Below are 19,186 nucleotides of genomic sequence, written 5' to 3'. Positions count from 1 at the left end.
CAGCGCCGAAGGCGCTGCCAAAGACTCAGCCGTGGCGCATCCGGAAGATGGCCTTGGCCGTGCGCAGATGCCGTGGGTGCCGGTCGAAGGTGGACAGGTTCACCGCCGCGCGATACCGCTTGCGCGCGATCGCCAGCGTCCGGCTGAACTCGCGCAGGCCCTGATCGCCGTGATGGTGTCCCTGCCCGTATTCACCGACCCCGCCGAACGGCAGCGCCGGAATCCCGGCGTAGGTGCTCGAAGAATTGATGGTTACAACGCCGACCCGCAGTTGCTCGGCGAAGGATTCGATACCGTGCACATCCCGGGTGAACACCGACACCGCGACACCGTTGCCGACCGCATTGATACGCTGCGCCGCCTCGTCCATATTCGCCACCCTGTTGACGATCAGCAGTGGCCCGATCCCCTCGCCGGTGATCGCGACGCTCTCCTCCGGCACCTCGGCCAACACGATCGGTTCGATGTAGGGATCGCGAATCGAATCCAGTCCGCCGACCACCGCGCGTCCGCCTCTGGCCAGCGCGTCGCGCACCTGTTTGCGCACCACGTCCACCTGCGATTCCAGAATCATCGGACCGTAGGACGCGCGCTTGTCCGCGCCGGGCCGCAGCCGCCGCGCCTGCTCGACTACCAATTCCAGGAATCGGTCGTAGACGGAGTTGGCGACGTAGGCCCGCTGGATGCCGGTGGAGTTCTGGCCCGCATTGGCCATCGCGCCGAACACCGCGGCCTCGGCGGCCTCGTCGAGTTTGGCGTCGACGTGAACCACCATGGTGCCCTTGCCGTTCCGCTCGACCACCACCGGTGTCAGGGTCTGCGCGCACAGCGTGATCACCTCGCGCGCGCCCGCATCCGAACCGGCATAGGCGATCTTGTCCACCTTGGCGCGGCACAGTGCCGCGGTGGTGGCGTGATCGCCGGTAACGACCTGCAGCACAGGCTGATTCGGCGCGAGCTTGTTCCAGCTGTCGGCGAGCCAGACCCCGACGCCGGTGGTGAGCTCATCGGGTTTGAACACCACGGCATTGCCCGCGGCCATCGCGTAGGCGATCGAGCCCATCGGGGTGAAGACCGGGTTGTTCCACGGTCCGAGCACGCCGACGACGCCGAGCGGCAGATAGCCGACCGACGCGTGCTGGTTGCGGGTCAGCCAGGTGGAGCCGAGCTTGCGCCGATCCAGCACGCGCGCGGCATTGCGAGCCGCCCAATCCAGATTCTCGACGGCGAGCATCACCTCGATTACCGCGTCCGCCTGTGGTTTTCCGGTTTCCTCGCACAGGATTTCCACCAATTCGCCTGCGCGCCTGGCGATACTGCGTTTCCAGTCCAGTAGCCAGCGTTTGCGAGCGTTGAATCCCAGTTCCGCCCACCATTTTTCGGCGGAGCGTGCGGCGCGCACGGTGCGGTTGATTTCGCCCGCGCCCATCACGGCATAGTTGCCGACGATCTCGCCGGTGCGCGGGTCATAGGACGTCAGCACGTTCGGTCGGCCCGATCCTCCCGTATGCGCTGCCAGCCTCGGCTGCGCGGTCTCGGCCATGGTCACCTCTCGCAGGGTCGATCCGCCGCAGCCGCTGAACGCTTTGGCGAAACAGCGCTGCCGCAAACGAGTTAGTGCGTTTCCCCCGTCTAGCAGACTATGGTCGCCGCGACGGCCGGACAAGGTGTCGCTACCGCCCCTACGCTGCCCCGCGAGGGCCGCCACCAGCGACGTTCTCGGGTCGAGTGGATCGGCCGGAAGAAATGTGAGTAAGGACACAGTTAGGTCGCGGGTCGCTGGGTATGACGCGGTCGGCCATGCGGGGATGGCTCTGCCGGTAACATCACGCTTGGCGGCAGGGATCACCAACCGGGACGTATTCATGCCTAGCGCTAGCGACCGCTTGCAGGTCGCTCGAACGGGCCGGATCTTGGCGATCCGCGGTCGCCGCCCAGGCCCCGCGAACGCCGCCGATCAGACACAGTGGAGAGTTGATGCCGAGCTTGAACCAAGCGGATTCGCATACCAGCGAGCCACCACCCATCGATGGTGGTGGTGACGTCGCGGTCGCGGTTGCGGATGTCCGGAAGTCATTCGGCGATGTGCACGCGCTGCAGGGCATCAGCTTCACCGCCGAGCGTGCGAGTGTGCTCGGCATCCTCGGGCCCAACGGTGCGGGCAAGACCACCATGGTCAAAGTGCTGTCGACCCTGCTGCGCCCGGACTCCGGCACCGCCGTGGTCGCGGGCCACGATGTGCTGAAGGATCCGGCGGGTGTGCGCCGCTCGATCATGATGACCGGCCAGTACGCCGCGCTCGACGAGAACCTCTCCGGCCGGGAGAACCTGGAATTGTTCGGACGGCTCATGGGCCTGGGCAAATCGGCCGCCCGCAAGCGCGCCGACACCCTGCTCGAGGAATTCGACCTGGTGCACGCGGGCCGTCGCGCGGTGCGCCACTATTCCGGCGGTATGCGTCGTCGGGTCGATATCGCCTGCGGACTGGTGGTCCGTCCCGAGGTGGTGTTCCTCGACGAGCCGACCACTGGTCTGGATCCGCGCAGCAGGCAGGGCGTGTGGGATCTGGTGACCGCGCTGAAGAATCAGGGCATCACGGTGCTGCTCACCACGCAGTACCTCGAGGAAGCCGATGTGCTCAGCGACAACATCATCGTCATCGATAAGGGCACGGTGATCGCCGAGGGCACCGCCGACGAACTCAAGGAGAAGACCGGCGGCAACTACTGCGAGGTGGTGCCGCTGGATCCGGGTCAGCTCGGCAAGGCCGCCAACGCACTCGGTGATCTGGTGCCCGCCGCCGTACTCGCCGACGTCGATGGCGGCGACCGGATCTCGATTCCCGCACCCGACGGCGCGGGCACGCTGTCCGAGGCATTGCGCAGGCTCGACGCCGCCGGGATCAAATTGGCCGATATCGCGCTGCGCAGGCCCTCGCTCGACGATGTCTTCCTCTCTATCACCGGCCATTCGGGCGGCCACGCGTGAGCGAGCGGAGCGAGCGAACCATCAACACAGGACTGGAAGTCACGATGGAGCCGAGCGCCAGCGAGGCGCAATCGTGAGTTCCACCACCGTCGAGCGGGCCGATTCGGCACTGCTCTTCGCCGAGCTGCCCGCGGCCAGGCTCTCCTACTTCGCACAGTGGCGGGCGCTATCCGGACGCATTGTGCGGACCATGGCCGTCAAGGGCGAACTGATCGTCGCGATGATCACCCCGCTGGTGTTCACGCTCGGCTTCTATCTGCCGCTGCGCTATGTCATGAAGTTCCAGGGCATCGACTATGCCCAGTTCGTCATGCCGATCATCGTGCTGCAGACCATGGCGTTCACGATGATGTCGAATGCGCAGCTGTCCGCATACGAGGCGCTGACCGGTCTGAGCACGCGACTACAGACGATGCCGATCGGCATGCTGGTGCCGTTGAGCGCGCGGATCGGCGCAGGGCTGGTGCGTTCGCTGACCGCGCTGACCGCGGCGATCATCTTCGGCTACATGATCGGCTTCCGGTTCGTCGCCGGACTCGGTCAGGCCGTGTTGTTCTGCGTGTTCTCGCTCGCGGTCGGCACCGTGCTCGCACTCGGCGCGGACGCGCTCGGCAGCCTGACCAAGAGTCCGGAATCGCTGAGTCAGGCACTGACGCTGCCCACCTTGATCTTCGGCATGCTGTCCTGCGGATTCGTCCCGGAGCGCAGTTTTCCGATGTGGATCCGGCCGTTCGTGCGTAATCAGCCGATCTCCCAGTTCTCCTTCGCTCTGCGCGATATGGCCCATGACGGGGTGACCTGGGATGTGCTGTGGGTGCCGCTGACCTGGCTGGGCGGTATGGCGATCGTCTTTACTCCGTTGGCGATCTGGGCGAGTGTGAGGCGGTCATGAGTTCTGTCGAGACCTTGGAGCGGACCGAGGTGGACGGATTCGACCCGCTGCCGCGGGTGGCCACGCCATCCGAACGCGCGCTGTCGACCTGGATCACGCACAGCCTGATCCAGTGCAAGCGGCTGCTGCTGGTGTGGGCGCGCGATCCCGCGACCACCATCCAGACCCTGATCTATCCGGCGCTGACGCTCTTCATGTTCCGCGTCGTGCTCGGCAATTCGATCACCGCGGCCACCGGTAAGCCGAGCATCTACGGACAGGTCGCGCTGATCACGTTGGTCGCGGCGATGTCCGGTGCGGTGGTCAGCGCACTCGGCTTCAAGGGTGAGAAGTTCACCGGGCTGCTCGGTCGGTTCTGGACCATGCCGGTGCATCGGGCGGCCGGACTGACCGGCAGGCTGTTCGCCGAGGCGATCCGCGTGCTGGTCACCACGCTGTTCGTGATCGCGGTCGGCTTCACCCTCGGCTTCCGCTTCGGGCAGGGTCCGTTGGCGGCCATCGCGCTGGTCGGTATTCCGGTGCTGTTCGGTGTCGGCTTCGCGGTGCTGGTCACGGCGCTCGCGACCATCACCGAGGGCGTCATGCTGGTGAGCATTATCGGCATCGTCAATACCCTGCTGATGTTTTTCAATTCCGGGTTCGTGCCGGTGATCGCCTATCCGGTCTGGTTGCAGGACGTGGTCGCGAATCAGCCGATGAGCTGCGCCATCGATGCGATGAAGGGACTGTCCTACGGCGGTGCCGTCGCCGAACCCCTGTTGAAGACCGTCGCCTGGGTGCTCGGGCTCATCGTCGTGTTCGCGTATCCGGCGATCCGCGGCTACCAACGCGCCGCCGAAACCGGCGCCTGACCTCCGTCAGCCGATCCGGCCCGCTTCGCGTTCGGCTGCGGCGAAGTCGAAACCGACCCAGCGGTTTCGATTCGTCCAGCCGACCAGGTCGTAGCGCCAGCGGAACGGCCAGGTGCGGGCGACGGTGTTGAAGAGGACGGCGCCGAGGACGGTGTAATCGTCATGGGCGGAGAGCAGGGCGCGCTGGCCGCGCGGCGAGGCGTTGAAGAAGGCGTCGAACATGGCGACGGCCTGTTCGGTGGTCAGGCGGCCCATGCCCCAGAGGCCGCGTATGCGCATCCAGTACACCAGCCGGGCCTGCCACGGCCAGAGTTCTGCAATGGGGTCGCGGCCTTGCCGGAGGGCGGCGACGGCGGTGTCGACCAGGGCCAGCGAATCGGCGACGCTGTAGCCGGTGCAGGGATGCATCATGCCGCCGCGGGAGCCGAACGGAATCGCTTGGGCGGTCCCCTTTTTCGGGGGTGGCTGGTCCAGTGGGTAGTGCGCGGCCTCGGTCGGCTCGGCGCCGGTGAGCCGAATGCCGTGTGCGGCAAGGCGGTTCAGGGTGCGTCTGCGCAACTCGTGCTGCGGCATGCCGCCGCGCAGGCCGAGACTGGTCTCCTCGAAGATCACCGTGCCGTCGCCGAGCGGGACGGCATAGAGGAACGACGGCGGCTCACCCGGTCCCGCACCGTTCTCCGGACGCCAATCGAGCAGCAGTCCCTCGCCCTCGGTCACCATGGGCGCGGCGGTTTCGGCGTCGACGAAGATGCCGTGTGCACTTGCCGCGCGGCGCTGTCCGAGCGTCGGCAGCCCGCGGGTATCGAAAACCGTTGCGGCCCTGAGGATCGTGCCGTCCGCGAGTTCCACCTCGTTGGCCTCGACACGAGTGGCCCGCCCGGCGACAACGGTGGCGTCGTCGAGCCGCAGCGCATCGCGCAGTCCGGTTTTCGACAGCACGCAGTAGGGGCGGTCGATCCGATGCTCGGCCTTCGTCCAGACCGTCGGCTTCGGGATGCGTGCGGCAATGGCGCTCGACGGCAACCACTCCGGCAGTTCATCGATCCAGCAGGAGAACGTCGGCGGCCAGAGCCGCTCCGGACGCGGATCGACGGCGGCGACACGGAACCCGGCGCGCATGGCACGATGCGCCAGCGCTCGGCCGGTCGGTCCGAGCCCGACCACGCAGAGGTCGAACTCCCGGACCGCACTGTCACCCATGCTTCGCATTCAAACCGCTCCGTCCGTTCGCCCGCAACACTGTGTCCCGCAGGTCACCTACTTGGGTGTGATCCAAGTGGTGATGTCGGCGTGCACGACCTCGAGGCCGTGCTTGTCGTAGATGGACACCGGAACGGTCAGCTCCTGCCCCTCGGTGATCCGGGTGAAGTCGGGCACCTCGGCCAGCTTCGCCACCGCGCGCAGACCGGTCTCGGCCTTGGCCAGGTACTGCACATTCATGGCCTTGGGAATCCAGCGGTGCGTGTCGGGCACCGTGGCCTCGCTCAGCATGCCCATGGCCACCTCGGCCAGGTTGCAGGCCGCGATCGCGTGGAAGGTGCCCAGGTGGTTGTGGATGCCGAACCACTTCGGCGAGGTCACCTCGCACAGTCCGGGCTCCAGCCGCACGACGCTCGGCAGCACCGTCCCGAAGTAGGGCACCCGGGCCACCATGCCGAGCGAGAACAGGGTGTGCCCCAGCCGGTTGTCCGGCAACTTGTTCCAGATCCGATGAGTCGCGGTCGGTTTCGTCATGGCTCTATCTTACTCAGAAGTAAGTTTGTCTGCGGTAGGGTCGGGGCGCGCCCGGGATTCGCACCCTGACCTGCTGGCGAAGCGTTGGTAGGGGGCGGATTTGAAGTCGCCAACGCGGTCGGGCATACTGTTCGGGTTGCCTTGCACCGGGTCATGCCGTTCGGCGGTTGTGGCGGGTGGCGAGGCGAGCAACACCCAATCGTGTACCTCGCTGGACATCCAGCGCGGGTACGTCCGGGACAAACGTTCCAGGCCAGGTGAAGTTTCGAACCGAGGCCGAGGAATGAGCGGATGGGCGACACGCCCGACCGCGTGGACCGGAGAACCATGACAGATGAACAGCGGCGAGGATCGGGCGGTGCCCGGTCGCGGTCTCACGGTGTTGGATCTTGCCCGAGCGGGGGCCCTGCGTAGTTACGTAGGCTGCCGCCTCCGGGCCTGATCCGATCGGGCTGGGACGTCTTCGTGTGTTCGGGCTGTGCAATTGAAGGTGGTACGGAAGCCGGCTTCCGGACCACGAACGATAAGCGGAGAAAAGGACACTTAGCGTGGCGGGACAGAAGATCCGCATCAGGCTCAAGGCCTATGACCACGAAGCGATCGACGCGTCCGCGCGCAAGATCGTGGAGACGGTGACCCGCACCGGGGCCCGTGTGGTCGGGCCGGTGCCGTTGCCGACCGAAAAGAACGTGTACTGCGTCATCCGTTCGCCGCACAAGTACAAGGACTCGCGCGAGCACTTCGAGATGCGGACGCACAAGCGGCTGATCGACATCCTCGACCCGACGCCGAAGACGGTTGATGCCCTTATGCGCATCGACCTGCCGGCCAGCGTCGACGTCAACATTCAGTGACGGGGACTCGAGATATGACTGACAACAAGAACAGGCCGGCGGCCGGCATCCTGGGCACCAAGCTCGGTATGACCCAGGTGTTCGACGACAAGAACCGTGTCGTCCCCGTGACCGTCATCAAGGCCGGACCGAACGTCGTTACCCAGATCCGCACCGTGGAGCGCGACGGCTACAGCGCCGTCCAGGTCGCTTTCGGCGCCATCGACCCGCGCAAGGTGAACAAGCCGGTTTCCGGTCAGTTCGCCAAGGCCGGTGTCACCCCGCGCCGCCACGTCGCCGAGATCCGCGTCGCGGACGCCTCCACCTTCGAGGTCGGCCAGGAGATCAACGCCGATGTCTTCGAAGAGGGCGCCTACGTCGACGTCACCGGCACCAGCAAGGGCAAGGGCTTCGCAGGCACCATGAAGCGCCACGGCTTCGCCGGTCAGGGCGCCTCGCACGGTGCGCAGGCAGTGCACCGTCGCCCGGGTTCCATCGGTGGTTGCGCCACCCCCGGCCGCGTGTTCAAGGGCATGCGCATGTCGGGCCGCATGGGTAACGACCGCGTCACCACACAGAACCTGTCGGTGCACAAGGTCGACGCCGAGAACGGCCTGCTGCTGATCAAGGGCGCGATTCCGGGTCGCAAGGGCAGCGTCGTGACCGTCAAGAGCGCAGTGAAGGGTGGTGCGCACGCATGACCAGCGTCGAGAAGAAGACCAACCTGACCCTCCCGGTCAAGGAACTCGGCGGCAAGACCAACGGCACCGTCGAACTCCCCGCGGAGATCTTCGATGCCACCGCGAACATCTCGCTGATGCACCAGGTCGTGATCGCGCAGCTCGCTGCCGCACGCCAGGGCACGCACGCGACGAAGACGCGCGGCGAGGTCTCCGGTGGTGGCAAGAAGCCGTACCGCCAGAAGGGCACCGGCCGCGCCCGTCAGGGCTCGACCCGCGCGCCGCAGTTCACCGGTGGTGGCATCGTGCACGGTCCGCAGCCGCGTGACTACAGCCAGCGCACCCCCAAGAAGATGATCCGCGCCGCGCTGCGTGGCGCCCTCTCGGATCGTGCGCGCAACGAGCGCATCCACGTGATCACCGAACTGGTCTCGGGTCAGACCCCGTCGACCAAGACCGCGAAGTCGTTCCTGTCCGAGCTGTCGGACCGGAAGAAGTTCCTGCTCGTCCTCGGACGTGAGGACATCGCGGGCTGGAAGAGCGTGCAGAACCTGGAGTTCGTGCACCCGATCGCGCCGGATCAGCTCAACACCTACGACGTGCTGGAAAGCGACGAAGTGGTGTTCAGCGTCGAGGCCTTGAACGCCTTCGTGCACGGCCCCGCCGAATCCGCACAGGAGGAGAGCAAGTGACCACGATCGCCGACCCCCGCGACATTCTGCTGGCGCCGGTCATCTCGGAGAAGTCCTACGGACTGATCGAGGAAGGTACCTACACCTTCATCGTGCACCCGGATTCCAACAAGACGCAGATCAAGATCGCCGTCGAGAAGGTCTTCGGTGTGAAGGTGACCAGCGTCAACACCGCCAACCGTCAGGGCAAGCGCAAGCGGACCCGCTTCGGTTACGGCAAGCGCAAGGACACCAAGCGCGCGCTCGTGACCATCTCGGCCGACAGCAAGCCCATCGAGATCTTCGGAGGCCCGGTCGCGTAAGCGCCCGGGAATCCAGAAAGCAGAGAAGAACTCATGGCAATCCGTAAGTACAAGCCGACTACGCCGGGCCGTCGTGGCTCCAGCGTCTCGGACTTCGCTGAGATCACTCGGTCGACTCCCGAGAAGTCGCTGATCCGCCCGCTGCACAGCAAGGGTGGTCGTAATGCGCACGGTCGCATCACGACTCGCCACCGCGGTGGCGGCCACAAGCGTGCCTACCGTCTGATCGACTTCCGTCGCCTGGACAAGGACGGCATCCCGGCCAAGGTCGCGCACATCGAGTACGACCCGAACCGCACCGCCAACATCGCGCTGCTGCACTACCGGGACGGCGAGAAGCGCTACATCATCGCCCCCAAGGGCGTGGTGCAGGGCACCCCGATCGAGTCCGGCCCGACCGCCGACATCAAGCCGGGTAACAACCTGCCGCTGCGCAACATCCCGACCGGTACCACGATCCACAACGTGGAGCTGCGTCCGGGCGGTGGCGCCAAGATGGCCCGTGCCGCAGGTATGAGCATCCAGCTGCTCGGTAAGGAAGGCCCCTACGCCACGCTGCGTATGCCCTCCGGTGAGATCCGTCGCGTCGACGTGCGCTGCCGCGCCACCGTCGGCGAGGTCGGCAACGCCGAGCAGTCGAACATCAACTGGGGTAAGGCCGGCCGTATGCGCTGGAAGGGTCGCCGCCCCACGGTCCGTGGTGTCGTCATGAACCCGGTCGACCACCCGCATGGTGGTGGTGAAGGCAAGACCTCCGGTGGTCGCCACCCGGTCTCGCCGTGGGGTCAGCCGGAAGGCCGCACCCGCAAGCCCAACCGTCCGAGCGACAAGCTCATCGTCCGCCGTCGCAAGACCGGCAAGAAGCGCTGAAGGAGGAGGTAAGAAATGCCACGCAGCCTCAAGAAGGGCCCGTTCGTCGACGACCACCTCCTCGCGAAGGTGGACGTTCAGAACGAAAAGGGCAGCAAGCAGGTCATCAAGACCTGGTCCCGTCGTTCGACCATCATCCCCGATTTCATCGGTCACACCTTCGCCGTCCACGACGGCCGCAAGCACGTGCCGGTGTTCGTCTCGGAGTCCATGGTCGGCCACAAGCTGGGTGAGTTCGCGCCCACCAGGACGTTCAAGAGCCACGTCAAGGAAGACCGGAAGAGCAAGCGGCGATGACCACTGAGACTCAGAACCCGACTGCCCGGGCGACGGCGAAGCACGTTCGCGTCACCCCGATGAAGGCTCGCCGTGTCGTGGACCTGGTCCGCGGCAAGCGGGTCGAGGACGCCCTCGCGATCCTGAAGTTCGCGCCGCAGGCCGCGAGCGAGCCGGTCGCGAAGGTCGTCGCCAGCGCCGCGGCCAACGCCGAGAACAACCTCGGCCTGAACCCGGCCACGCTGGTCATCTCGACCGCCTACGTCGACGAGGGCGCGACCATGAAGCGTTTCCAGCCGCGGGCCCAGGGCCGCGCGTTCCGGATCCGCAAGCGCACCAGCCACATCACCATCGAGGTCGAGAGCGTGCCCACCGCCGGTGCTGCTCGCAGCCGCCGGAAGGGAGGGGCAAAGTAAATGGGACAGAAGATCAATCCCCATGGCTTCCGCCTCGGTATCACCACCGACTGGAAGTCGCGTTGGTACGCGGACAAGCAGTACGCGGACTACGTGAAGGAAGACGTCGCCATCCGCAAGCTCCTCGCCACCGGCATGGAGCGGGCGGGCATCTCCAAGGTGGAGATCGAGCGCACCCGTGACCGGGTTCGCGTCGACATCCACACCGCGCGTCCCGGCATCGTCATCGGTCGCCGCGGCGCCGAGGCCGATCGCATTCGCGCCGAGCTGGAGAAGCTCACCAAGAAGCAGGTGCAGCTGAACATCCTCGAGGTCAAGAACCCCGAGTCGGATGCGCAGCTCGTTGCCCAGGGTGTCGCCGAGCAGCTGTCCAACCGTGTGGCGTTCCGTCGCGCGATGCGCAAGGCCATCCAGTCGGCCATGCGTTCGCCGAACGTCAAGGGCATCCGGGTGCAGTGCTCGGGCCGCCTCGGCGGCGCCGAAATGTCGCGCTCGGAGTTCTACCGCGAGGGTCGCGTCCCGCTGCACACGCTGCGCGCGGACATCGACTACGGCCTCTACGAGGCCAAGACCACCTTCGGTCGCATCGGCGTGAAGGTCTGGATCTACAAGGGCGACATCGTCGGTGGCAAGCGTGAGGTCACGGCCGCGGCCGCGCCCGCCGCTGGTGACCGCCGCGAGCGTCGGGAGCGGCCGAGCCGCCCGCGTCGGTCCGGTTCCGCCGGTACCACCGCGACCAGCACCGAGGCCGGGCGTGCGGGCGCTGCTACCGCGGTTGCCGACGCTCCGGCGGAAACACAGGAGGGCTGACGCATGTTGATGCCACGGAAGGTCAAGCACCGGAAGCAGCATCACCCGGGTCGTTCCGGAATGGCAAAGGGCGGCACTTCGGTCGCGTTCGGTGAATTCGGCATCCAGGCTCTCGAGCCGGCCTACGTCACCAACCGGCAGATCGAGTCCGCGCGTATCGCGATGACCCGCCACATCAAGCGTGGCGGCAAGATCTGGATCAACATCTACCCGGATCGCCCGCTCACCAAGAAGCCGGCCGAAACCCGCATGGGTTCCGGTAAGGGCTCGCCGGAGTGGTGGATCGCGAACGTCAAGCCCGGGCGCGTGATGTTCGAAATGAGTTACCCCAACGAGGAGATCGCTCGTGAGGCCCTGCGCCGCGCGATGCACAAGCTCCCCATGAAGTGCAGGATCGTGACCAGGGAGGAGCAGTTCTGATGGCTACCGGTACACCGGCCGCAGAGCTCCGCGAGCTCAATGAAGAGGAGCTCGTCGCCCGCCTGCGCGAGTCGAAGGAAGAGCTGTTCAATCTGCGCTTCCAGATGGCGACGGGTCAGTTGGACAACAACCGTCGCCTGCGCGTCGTGCGTCACGAGATCGCGCGCATCTACACGGTCATGCGTGAGCGCGAGCTCGGCCTGGCCTCGGCACCCGCTGGCAAGGGAGATGCGGCATGAGTGAAGAGAACGTGACCCCCGAGGTCAAGCGCGGCACCCGCAAGGTTCGCATCGGCTACGTGGTCTCGGACAAGATGAACAAGACCATCGTCGTCGAGCTGGAAGACCGCACGCGGCACAAGCTCTACGGCAAGATCATTCGCTCCACCACCAAGGTGAAGGCGCATGACGAGAACGAGATCGCCGGCGTCGGCGACCGCGTCCAGCTGATGGAGACCCGCCCGCTGTCGGCCACCAAGCACTGGCGGTTGGTCGAGGTCCTGGAGAAGGCCAAGTAACCCCTTTTCCGGCGGTAGAGCAAAGGCCCGCTTCCCATTTGGGAAGCGGGCCTTTTTCATATTTGCTCGGCAGTTCGGATTATTCATCCGGTCTGTGGCGGAGCCGGTCTATCGTTTCGATCGAATAACGATGCCAGCGTTGTGCTGATGACGTTCGACAGTATTGGCAGCAATTGATCGCGACCCGGCGGAATGATCCAGTGCGCCCCTTCGCGGGTCCACCGCCCGAGGCCTGTCGGTATCATCAGCGCGCTGCCGACGACGGGCACACAAATGTTTTTCCGTGCCAGCAGTTCCAGGACCTGATCACCCGGGGCGTAGTCCACGGCCGCGACGAAGGTCCAGCGGATCTGCCGCGCCAGCACCGGGCCGGGAGTTCCCTGCTGTAGCAAGGAATTTCGGACTTTTTCGGCCAATAGCTTGGGCATGTGGATAATGCCCAGATGGTTCGTCACCGGCAGCATGACGTAACCGCCGCGTTCCTCGGCGGGGAGATGAAACTGTTGGCGGTAGTAGTCCGCCCAATCGACGACGCTCGCGAGTTCCTCGGTGTCCACGGTGGCCTTTGTCCCGTTCAGCACTGATGTCGTTTGGTTTGCAAGTAGCCTGAGGCCGGATCAGATGTATGCCCGGAATATCTTTCCGGGATTGTTGCCCAGCCGAGTCGGAAGATTGTGTTGTGCGCGGAATGACCCAGAACCTCACCATCGGTGAGCGGGTGTCTTGGTACCGACGGCGTCGCGGTATGTCCCAAGATGTGCTAGCCGGTCTTGTCGGGCGGACAGACGATTGGATGAGCAAGGTCGAGAACAATCGGATTCCGCTGGACCGCTTGTCGGTGATCCGCCTACTCGCGGACGCATTGGATGTTTCGCTGGGAGACCTGATCGGTGATCCGAGTCTGTTGGAATGGACCACCGACAGCGGGAGTTCGACCATCCCCGCACTCCGGGCCGCGTTGATGGATTACAGCCATTTGATGCCTGCGCCGGTGCCGCCCGGTCGTGATCCGGAGTCGTTTCAGCTCCCCGCGCTCGAACGGGAGCTGCGTGGTGTCTTCGATGCCTATCAGGGGGCCAGGTTCGGATTTGTGGCGGGCCGATTGCCCGGCCTGTTGTCTGCCGCGCTGGCGGTCGCCCAGCGAGCGGAAGACGAATCCGGGTACCGGCTGTTGGCACTGTGCTATCAGGTGGCGGCCTCGGTATTGACCAAGCTCGGTGAAACCGATTTGGCTTGGAACGCCGCCGAACGAGGTCTCGCGGCGGCTCAGCGAACCGACGATCTCGCGATCGTCGGTTCCCTGATGCGATCTGTCGCCTTCACGGTGATGTCCACGGGCCGTGTGCAACCCGCTGTCGATCTGGTCGAAGCCGGAGCGGCCTACTTGCAGCCGTACCTGCACGAGGGGCGGGACGACATGTTGTCGGTGTACGGAACGCTGCTGCTCGTCGGCTCGATGGCAGCCGCGCGGAGCAATCGTCGCGACACCGTGCAGGAGTTTCTGGCCGAGGCGGATGTGGCTGCGCGGAAGCTGGGTGGTGATCGGAACTGCCTGTGGACCGCGTTCGGACCCACCAATGTCGCAATCCATCGCGTCAACACCGCGATGGAACTCGGTGATGTGCAGATCGCGCTTCGGTTGGGACCTGGGCTGGATACTTCCGCCCTCCCGGTGGAGCGCCGGATTCGTCACCAACTCGAGCTTGCTCGCGCGTTCAATCTTGCTGGCCGCCAGCAGGATTCGGTATCGGCTCTGCTGGACGCCGAGCAGGCGGCCCCGGAACAGGTCCGCCATCATTACCTCAGTCGGCAACTCGTACTCACCTGGATGCGCAACGCGCACGGCAGTCCTTCGTTCGTCTTGCAAGCCTTGGCCCAACGAATGCACGTCGTGAGGTAACCAATGACCAATGCGGACAATCGGTTTGCGCGCGCACGTCTGGCGGCGGGAGCGCTCTTCGTGCGCGGTGACGAGGTGCTGTTGGTGCACAAGACTTACGGCAGCGGTTGGGATATTCCCGGCGGGTATGTCGAGCCCGGGGAGTCGCCAGCCGCTGCCTGCCGTCGCGAGATCCGCGAAGAGATCGGAATCGACCGTGCGCCAAGGCATTTGCTGGTTCACGATTGGGCGCCGAGCGAGGGAGAAGGCGACAAGATTCTCTATGTTTTCGATTGTGGTGAGATCGGAGCCGATGAGCGAGACATCAGCCTCCAGGAGAGCGAACTCGACCGCTGGGCGTGGGTTGGGTTGTCGAAGCTCGATGACTACCTGATCCCGCGGCTCGCCCGCCGACTACGTCAAGCACATATCGCGCGTTCCGAGAGCCGTACCGTCTACCTCGAACATGGTGAGCCCGCGCCGATGTGATCCGCGCTGGGGCATGTGGTTGCCGTCGGATCGAATCATGGGATTAATCGGTGGCGTGCGGGTGGGCGGGCGTGGGACGCTCGGTCGGGTGCGGGCCTACAGGGAGGTGCTGGCTGACTCGGCAGTGCGCAATGTGCTGCTGCTGGGGGTGATGGTTCGCATTCCGTTCTTCGCCGGATCGGTGTTGCTCGCACTGCATGTGGTGCAGACGTTGCACGGGTCGTATGGGCAGGCCGGGGCGTTGAGTTCGATTGTCACGCTGTGCGTTGCGGCGAGTGGGCCGTGGCGTGGGCGGATGTTGGACCGTTTCGGGCTACGGCGCACTATTCTGCCGTCGATCGTGGTCGGGGCGGTGTGCTGGTCGATCGCGCCGTTCGTCGGGTACGGGGCGCTACTGGTGCTGGCGGCGATCGCCGGGCTTTTCGATATTCCGATCTTCACGGTGGTTCGGCAGGCCGTGATCGCCACGACCACCGAGCAGAGCCGCCAACCGGCGCTGGCACTGGAATCGGTGTCGGTGGAGATGGCGTTCATGGTCGGGCCGGTGCTCGGTGTCGCCGCCGCGACGGTTTGGTCGACGACGCTCACCCTCTTCGGGATGCAGATGGCGCTGGTGTCGGCGGGAGCCTTTGTGTGGGTCCGCAATCCGCCGCTGCGCTCGGACGACAAGGCCGAGGACGCGACAGTGCCGCGGCGCGAATGGTTCCGGGTCGAGTTCGTCGCGCTGTGCGTCGGCGCGTGTGTGGCGATCGCGGTGCTCGCGGGTTCGGAATTGACATTCGTATCCGCCATTCGCGAGTTCGGCGCGCAGCGGTGGCTCGGCGTGGTCATGGCGGTCTGGGGTTTCGGTTCGCTGGTCGGCGGGCTCGTCTACGGCGCGTTGCACCGCTCCATTTCGACGTATGTGCTGCTCGCCGGGCTCGGCGCCGTCACCATTCCGATGTGCTTCGCCGTCGGTCCGGTATCGCTCGGGGTGACCGGGCTCGTTGCCGGAGCGCTTTGTGCGCCAACACTTGTCGCATCCGTCGATCAGTTGAGTCGAATTGTTCCGGAAGGCGGGCGCGGCGAGGCGATCGGCTGGCACGGCGCCGCGATGACGCTCGGCAATGGCATCGGCAGTTCCCTCTGCGGCGTCGCGATCGACGCGGGCGGATTCCCGGCGGGTTTCGCAGCGGCCGCGGCACTCGGGCTCGGGCTCGGTATCGGGCTGTTGCTGCTGGTCAAGGTGGTGCGTCGGGTCGACCGGGAGGAGTTGCGCGCCGGGGCGCGTTGAACTTGCGCGACACAGGTCTTGCGTTATACGTATACATCTACTTATAGTGATTCTCGACGGACGCCGAGGAGTGGGCTCGAGGCGACCGGAGAACAGCAGATCAACTCACCGCAGCGGACCGAATCGGGTCCGCTGGCGTTGGACACATGCTTTTTTGCATATCTATTTATGAGACGGGGAATCATGACACCGGATTCGAGCACACCGACCGACACTGCTTCGGACGTGGCAACGATCAACATCGAGAAAAACGCATCGGATATGCGCGATGTGCTGCTCAAAGTAGGTCCCGGCGGCCTGCGCAGGCAGCGCTTCGTCGGGCGGAAGCTCGGTGAGACAAGGGAATTCACCAAATCGGGAATCGAGGTAGTCCGGGTCTACCTGAGCCGCAAGGGCAAATACGTTGTGCATCGGCAGCGGGCCGACTGGATGGACTTCGCGCTGACGAACTGGACCAAGGATCTGAAGAACTGGCGCGAGATCTTCGACGTCGACGACCAGACCTGGGGCGACTACACGGTGGACATCGTCGACTCGGTCGAGGAACTCGCCGGGCGGATTCCGGCACGCATCTACCGCGAACTCGTCGGCACCGCGACGAGTCCGAAGATCGACGAACTCGACATCTGAGACCGGTCCGCTCGCTCGGACCTCGAAAGGACTTCTCCCACATGTTCGCTCGACTGGGCGCGATCGTTGTGCACAACCCGTGGAAGGTGATCGGTCTCTGGCTGTTCATCGTGATCGCGGTGGTGGCCACGGCGCCGCAACTGAAATCGACCACCGACCAATCCGAATTCCTGCCATCGCATTACGAGTCGATTCAGGCAATGCAATTGCAGCAGAAGGCATTTCCACAACAGCAGGCGCCCGCGGCGCTGCTCGTCTTCGTCCGCGCGGACGGCGCACCGCTGTCCGAGGCCGATTCGGCGAGCGTGACGGCGATCGCGTCGAAGCTCGACGACCGGAGAATCAAGGACGTCATCGGTATCCAGGCCGTTCCGGCCTCGGAGAACCGGTTGGTGCAGATCGCCGCCGTGCAGATGACGAAGGTGACCAATGCGGGCGATACGACGCAGAGCGATGCGGTCAAGAAACTGCGCGACGCGTTGCGCGATCAGGTGCAGGGTTCGGATCTGAAGGCGGGCGTCACCGGTCAGGCGGCGCAGATGCTGGACCAGACCGAGTCCGGTGAAAAGGGTATGGCCATTATCGGTATCGCGACAGTGGTGCTGATTCTGGTGTTGCTGCTGATCATCTTCCGCAGCCCGGTGATCGCGCTGCTGCCGATTGTCGTGATCGGTGCGGTCTCCGGCACCGTCGGCGGTCTGATCGCGATGGTGAGCAAGGCCTTCGATCTGAAGGTCGACAGTTCGGTGAATTCCATTCTGCTGGTGGTGCTTTTCGGTGTCGGCACCGACTACATCCTGTTCCTGATGTTCCGGTACCGGGAGCGACTGCGGGCCGGCGAGGATCCGAAGACCGCGATGGTCAGTGCGGTCACCAAGGTCGGCGAGGCGATCACCTCGGCGGCGGGTGCGGTGATCATCGCGTTCATGGCGCTTACCCTGTCCACACTCGGCATGTTCCGTGCGCTCGGTCCCGCCCTGGCGATCGCCGTCGCGGTGGCGCTGCTGGCCGGTCTGACGCTGGTGCCCGCCGTGGTTTCGCTGTTGGGCACCAAGGTGTTCTGGCCGTCGAAGGCATGGCAGCAGGAGCCGAAGGGCGCGCGCTTCGGTGCGATCGGCGCGGCGATGGGTCGGCGGCCCGGTGCGTTCGCGGCGGTGTCCGGTGGGCTGCTGGTGGCCCTGGGTGTGCTGGCGTTCGGCTTCCATCCGACGTTCGATCTGAGCTCGGGCTCGACCTCGGATTCCTCCGAATCGACCGTCTACAACAAGGAATTGCTCAAGGGGATGCCCGCCGGGTCGACCCAACCGTCCGAGGTGCTGTTGCATTCGGACACCGGCGCACCGCTCGACAATGACCAGCTCACCGCCTACCGTGCCGCAATCGCCGCGGTGCCGGGCGTGAGCCAGGTCGGGGCGCCGACGGTATCGAGTGACCGACTGGCCGCCGACTTCCAGGTGACCCTCGATGGTGCGCCCGAATCGGATGCCGCGCTCGATACGGTGCGTGATCCGCTGCGCGACGCCGCGCATTCGGCGGCACCCGCGGGCACTACCGCTGTGGTGGGTGGCATCTCGTCGGTGTACGTCGACTTCCAGGACGCGATGGTGCACGACTACAAGATCGTGTTCCCGGTGGCGGCGATTCTCATCATGATCGTGCTCGCGCTGCTGCTGCGCAGTCTGGTGGCGCCGTGGTACCTGATGGCCTCGGTCTTCCTCGGTTTCGCCGCGACGCTCGGTGCCGCGGTACTGGTTTTCCAGCACTTCCAGGGCAATTCCGGACTGATCTTCACCCTGCCGGTGATCATGTACCTGTTCGTGGTGGCACTCGGCACCGACTACAACATTCTGATGGTCGCTCGCCTGCGTGAGGAGGCGCGGGCCGGAAACGAGCCGAAACAAGCTGCGGCCCTTGCGGTTCGGCACACCGGCCCGACCGTCGCCGCAGCCGGTGTAATCCTGGCGGGCACCTTCGCCTCGATGATGTTGGCGGGCAACAATGTGTTGTCGCAAATGGGCTTTGCGATCTCGGTCGGCATCGCGATCGCCGCATTCGTCATGGCGATGTTCTTCACCCCGGCAGTGACCGCGCTGATCGGGCACCGTGCCTGGTGGCCGGGGCATGGGGACCGGGATTCGAAGGGTGCATCCGAGGGGAAGTCGCAAGCTGTGCGCTCGGATCCGTACGCGTACTCGGATACGTACAACTAAGGGCCGAGCAGGCAGCGGTAACTGGTCGAACCTCGCAACACAGATCAGCCCAGCCGCTGAGTAATCGGGGCCGTCCGACTCGGGATATCCAAGTCGGACGGCCCTTCTCGTCATCCTCAACGCTCGTTGCCGGATACCCAGTGCCTACCTCGCATACGGTGCAACCTATGCGAGGTAGGCACTGGGTATGCGCGAGCAGGGATCACCGAATGCCGCACTGCTGACGCTGCTGTGCGCCGCCGCTAACCCCGCGCTGTCGGTGGTTGCGCCGCCGCGCTGCTGGTGCGGCGTTCCTGCCGCCGCTGGTTGCACAGCCGCCGCGTTGCTGCTGCCACCTCGGGCTGCCGCCGCTGCTGCTACCTCGGGCCGCCGCCGCTGCGTTGCTGCTGCTGTCTGCCGTTGCCGCTGCTGTCGCTGCCGTTGC

General features: G+C 65.3%; 23 protein-coding genes. 19 read left to right on the top strand and 4 right to left on the bottom strand.

Annotated features, from left to right (window positions below):
- Nucleotides 1-25 precede the first annotated feature (25 nt).
- Nucleotides 26-1,543, bottom strand: coding sequence for an aldehyde dehydrogenase family protein (locus tag ACQPZ2_RS40620; protein ID WP_433527652.1), 1,518 nt, complete (start codon nucleotides 1,541-1,543; stop codon nucleotides 26-28).
- 434 nt (nucleotides 1,544-1,977) lie between these two features.
- Here ACQPZ2_RS40620 and ACQPZ2_RS40615 point away from each other — a divergent pair, with 434 nt between their 5' ends.
- From ACQPZ2_RS40615 to ACQPZ2_RS40605, 3 genes are all read left to right on the top strand, one after another.
- Nucleotides 1,978-2,988 carry an ATP-binding cassette domain-containing protein gene (locus ACQPZ2_RS40615; RefSeq protein ID WP_245721277.1) on the top strand — a complete coding sequence of 337 codons (1,011 nt, stop codon included), beginning with the start codon at nucleotides 1,978-1,980 and terminating at the stop codon, nucleotides 2,986-2,988.
- Nucleotides 2,989-3,097: 109 nt separating this feature from the next.
- Nucleotides 3,098-3,880 (top strand): ABC transporter permease, encoded by a 783-nt coding sequence (locus tag ACQPZ2_RS40610; RefSeq protein ID WP_433527651.1) that lies wholly within the window; start codon nucleotides 3,098-3,100, stop codon nucleotides 3,878-3,880.
- On the top strand, nucleotides 3,877-4,731 hold the full coding sequence (locus ACQPZ2_RS40605) for an ABC transporter permease (protein ID WP_433523209.1): 855 nt from the start codon (nucleotides 3,877-3,879) through the stop codon (nucleotides 4,729-4,731). The genes ACQPZ2_RS40610 and ACQPZ2_RS40605 overlap by 4 nt, the downstream gene beginning before the upstream one ends.
- A gap of 6 nt (nucleotides 4,732-4,737) precedes the next feature.
- Here the strand turns inward: ACQPZ2_RS40605 and ACQPZ2_RS40600 are convergent, their stop codons facing one another.
- Together ACQPZ2_RS40600 and ACQPZ2_RS40595 are read right to left on the bottom strand one after the other, a co-directional pair.
- Nucleotides 4,738-5,931: a lycopene cyclase family protein gene (locus tag ACQPZ2_RS40600; protein ID WP_433523208.1), complete on the bottom strand. Its 1,194-nt coding sequence runs from the start codon at nucleotides 5,929-5,931 to the stop codon at nucleotides 4,738-4,740.
- A gap of 57 nt (nucleotides 5,932-5,988) precedes the next feature.
- A complete protein-coding gene (locus ACQPZ2_RS40595; RefSeq protein ID WP_063046548.1) occupies nucleotides 5,989-6,465 on the bottom strand; it encodes a hotdog fold domain-containing protein in 477 nt (158 codons plus the stop codon).
- Nucleotides 6,466-7,013: 548 nt separating this feature from the next.
- Here ACQPZ2_RS40595 and rpsJ point away from each other — a divergent pair.
- From rpsJ to rpsQ, 11 genes are read left to right on the top strand one after another with little or no spacing between them, the layout of a single operon-like run.
- Complete coding sequence (gene rpsJ / locus ACQPZ2_RS40590; protein ID WP_003938093.1) at nucleotides 7,014-7,319, top strand: 30S ribosomal protein S10; 306 nt, start codon at nucleotides 7,014-7,016, stop codon at nucleotides 7,317-7,319.
- Between the two features lie 14 nt (nucleotides 7,320-7,333).
- Nucleotides 7,334-7,999 (top strand): 50S ribosomal protein L3, encoded by a 666-nt coding sequence (gene rplC / locus ACQPZ2_RS40585; RefSeq protein ID WP_433523207.1) that lies wholly within the window; start codon nucleotides 7,334-7,336, stop codon nucleotides 7,997-7,999.
- On the top strand, nucleotides 7,996-8,670 hold the full coding sequence (gene rplD, locus ACQPZ2_RS40580; RefSeq protein WP_433523206.1) for a 50S ribosomal protein L4: 675 nt from the start codon (nucleotides 7,996-7,998) through the stop codon (nucleotides 8,668-8,670). Before rplC ends, rplD begins: the two co-directional genes overlap by 4 nt.
- Entirely contained in the window at nucleotides 8,667-8,972 is a 306-nt protein-coding gene (rplW, locus tag ACQPZ2_RS40575) for a 50S ribosomal protein L23 (RefSeq protein ID WP_040686547.1), read from the top strand. Before rplD ends, rplW begins: the two co-directional genes overlap by 4 nt.
- A gap of 33 nt (nucleotides 8,973-9,005) precedes the next feature.
- On the top strand, nucleotides 9,006-9,842 hold the full coding sequence (gene rplB / locus ACQPZ2_RS40570; protein ID WP_063046550.1) for a 50S ribosomal protein L2: 837 nt from the start codon (nucleotides 9,006-9,008) through the stop codon (nucleotides 9,840-9,842).
- A 15-nt stretch (nucleotides 9,843-9,857) separates the two neighbouring features.
- On the top strand, nucleotides 9,858-10,139 hold the full coding sequence (gene rpsS, locus ACQPZ2_RS40565) for a 30S ribosomal protein S19 (RefSeq protein WP_040686549.1): 282 nt from the start codon (nucleotides 9,858-9,860) through the stop codon (nucleotides 10,137-10,139).
- Nucleotides 10,136-10,534: a 50S ribosomal protein L22 gene (rplV, locus tag ACQPZ2_RS40560; protein WP_062983231.1), complete on the top strand. Its 399-nt coding sequence runs from the start codon at nucleotides 10,136-10,138 to the stop codon at nucleotides 10,532-10,534. The genes rpsS and rplV overlap by 4 nt, the downstream gene beginning before the upstream one ends.
- Nucleotides 10,535-11,344: a 30S ribosomal protein S3 gene (gene rpsC / locus ACQPZ2_RS40555; protein ID WP_040686551.1), complete on the top strand. Its 810-nt coding sequence runs from the start codon at nucleotides 10,535-10,537 to the stop codon at nucleotides 11,342-11,344. It abuts the gene before it with no gap.
- Nucleotides 11,345-11,347: 3 nt separating this feature from the next.
- Entirely contained in the window at nucleotides 11,348-11,764 is a 417-nt protein-coding gene (gene rplP / locus ACQPZ2_RS40550) for a 50S ribosomal protein L16 (RefSeq protein WP_025347180.1), read from the top strand.
- Nucleotides 11,764-12,003 carry a 50S ribosomal protein L29 gene (gene rpmC / locus ACQPZ2_RS40545; protein WP_040686552.1) on the top strand — a complete coding sequence of 80 codons (240 nt, stop codon included), beginning with the start codon at nucleotides 11,764-11,766 and terminating at the stop codon, nucleotides 12,001-12,003. The genes rplP and rpmC overlap by 1 nt, the downstream gene beginning before the upstream one ends.
- Nucleotides 12,000-12,281, top strand: coding sequence for a 30S ribosomal protein S17 (rpsQ, locus tag ACQPZ2_RS40540; RefSeq protein WP_063047820.1), 282 nt, complete (start codon nucleotides 12,000-12,002; stop codon nucleotides 12,279-12,281). Before rpmC ends, rpsQ begins: the two co-directional genes overlap by 4 nt.
- Nucleotides 12,282-12,364: 83 nt before the next feature.
- Here the strand turns inward: rpsQ and ACQPZ2_RS40535 are convergent, their stop codons facing one another.
- Nucleotides 12,365-12,838 carry a hypothetical protein gene (locus tag ACQPZ2_RS40535; RefSeq protein WP_433523205.1) on the bottom strand — a complete coding sequence of 158 codons (474 nt, stop codon included), beginning with the start codon at nucleotides 12,836-12,838 and terminating at the stop codon, nucleotides 12,365-12,367.
- A 68-nt stretch (nucleotides 12,839-12,906) separates the two neighbouring features.
- On the opposite strand from ACQPZ2_RS40535, the gene ACQPZ2_RS40530 reads away from it, so the two are divergent.
- The 5 genes from ACQPZ2_RS40530 to ACQPZ2_RS40510 all read left to right on the top strand — a co-directional run bounded on the left by ACQPZ2_RS40530 (nucleotide 12,907) and on the right by ACQPZ2_RS40510 (nucleotide 18,762).
- Entirely contained in the window at nucleotides 12,907-14,181 is a 1,275-nt protein-coding gene (locus tag ACQPZ2_RS40530; protein WP_433523204.1) for a helix-turn-helix domain-containing protein, read from the top strand.
- 3 nt (nucleotides 14,182-14,184) lie between these two features.
- Nucleotides 14,185-14,649: an NUDIX domain-containing protein gene (locus ACQPZ2_RS40525; protein ID WP_433523203.1), complete on the top strand. Its 465-nt coding sequence runs from the start codon at nucleotides 14,185-14,187 to the stop codon at nucleotides 14,647-14,649.
- A gap of 37 nt (nucleotides 14,650-14,686) precedes the next feature.
- Nucleotides 14,687-15,922 carry an MFS transporter gene (locus ACQPZ2_RS40520; protein WP_433523202.1) on the top strand — a complete coding sequence of 412 codons (1,236 nt, stop codon included), beginning with the start codon at nucleotides 14,687-14,689 and terminating at the stop codon, nucleotides 15,920-15,922.
- Nucleotides 15,923-16,147: 225 nt separating this feature from the next.
- Nucleotides 16,148-16,552 (top strand): EXLDI protein, encoded by a 405-nt coding sequence (locus tag ACQPZ2_RS40515; RefSeq protein ID WP_433523201.1) that lies wholly within the window; start codon nucleotides 16,148-16,150, stop codon nucleotides 16,550-16,552.
- A 41-nt stretch (nucleotides 16,553-16,593) separates the two neighbouring features.
- The gene (locus ACQPZ2_RS40510; RefSeq protein ID WP_433523200.1) at nucleotides 16,594-18,762 is read left to right on the top strand and encodes an MMPL family transporter; all 2,169 of its coding nucleotides are present in this window, start codon (nucleotides 16,594-16,596) and stop codon (nucleotides 18,760-18,762) included.
- Nucleotides 18,763-19,186: the final 424 nt, after the last annotated feature.

The sequence above is a fragment of the Nocardia pseudovaccinii genome, from assembly GCF_050942345.1.
Lineage (GTDB): Bacteria > Actinomycetota > Actinomycetes > Mycobacteriales > Mycobacteriaceae > Nocardia > Nocardia pseudovaccinii.
The sequence above is the reverse complement of the archived record's forward strand: the minus strand, read 5'-3'. Positions and strand labels throughout refer to the sequence as shown.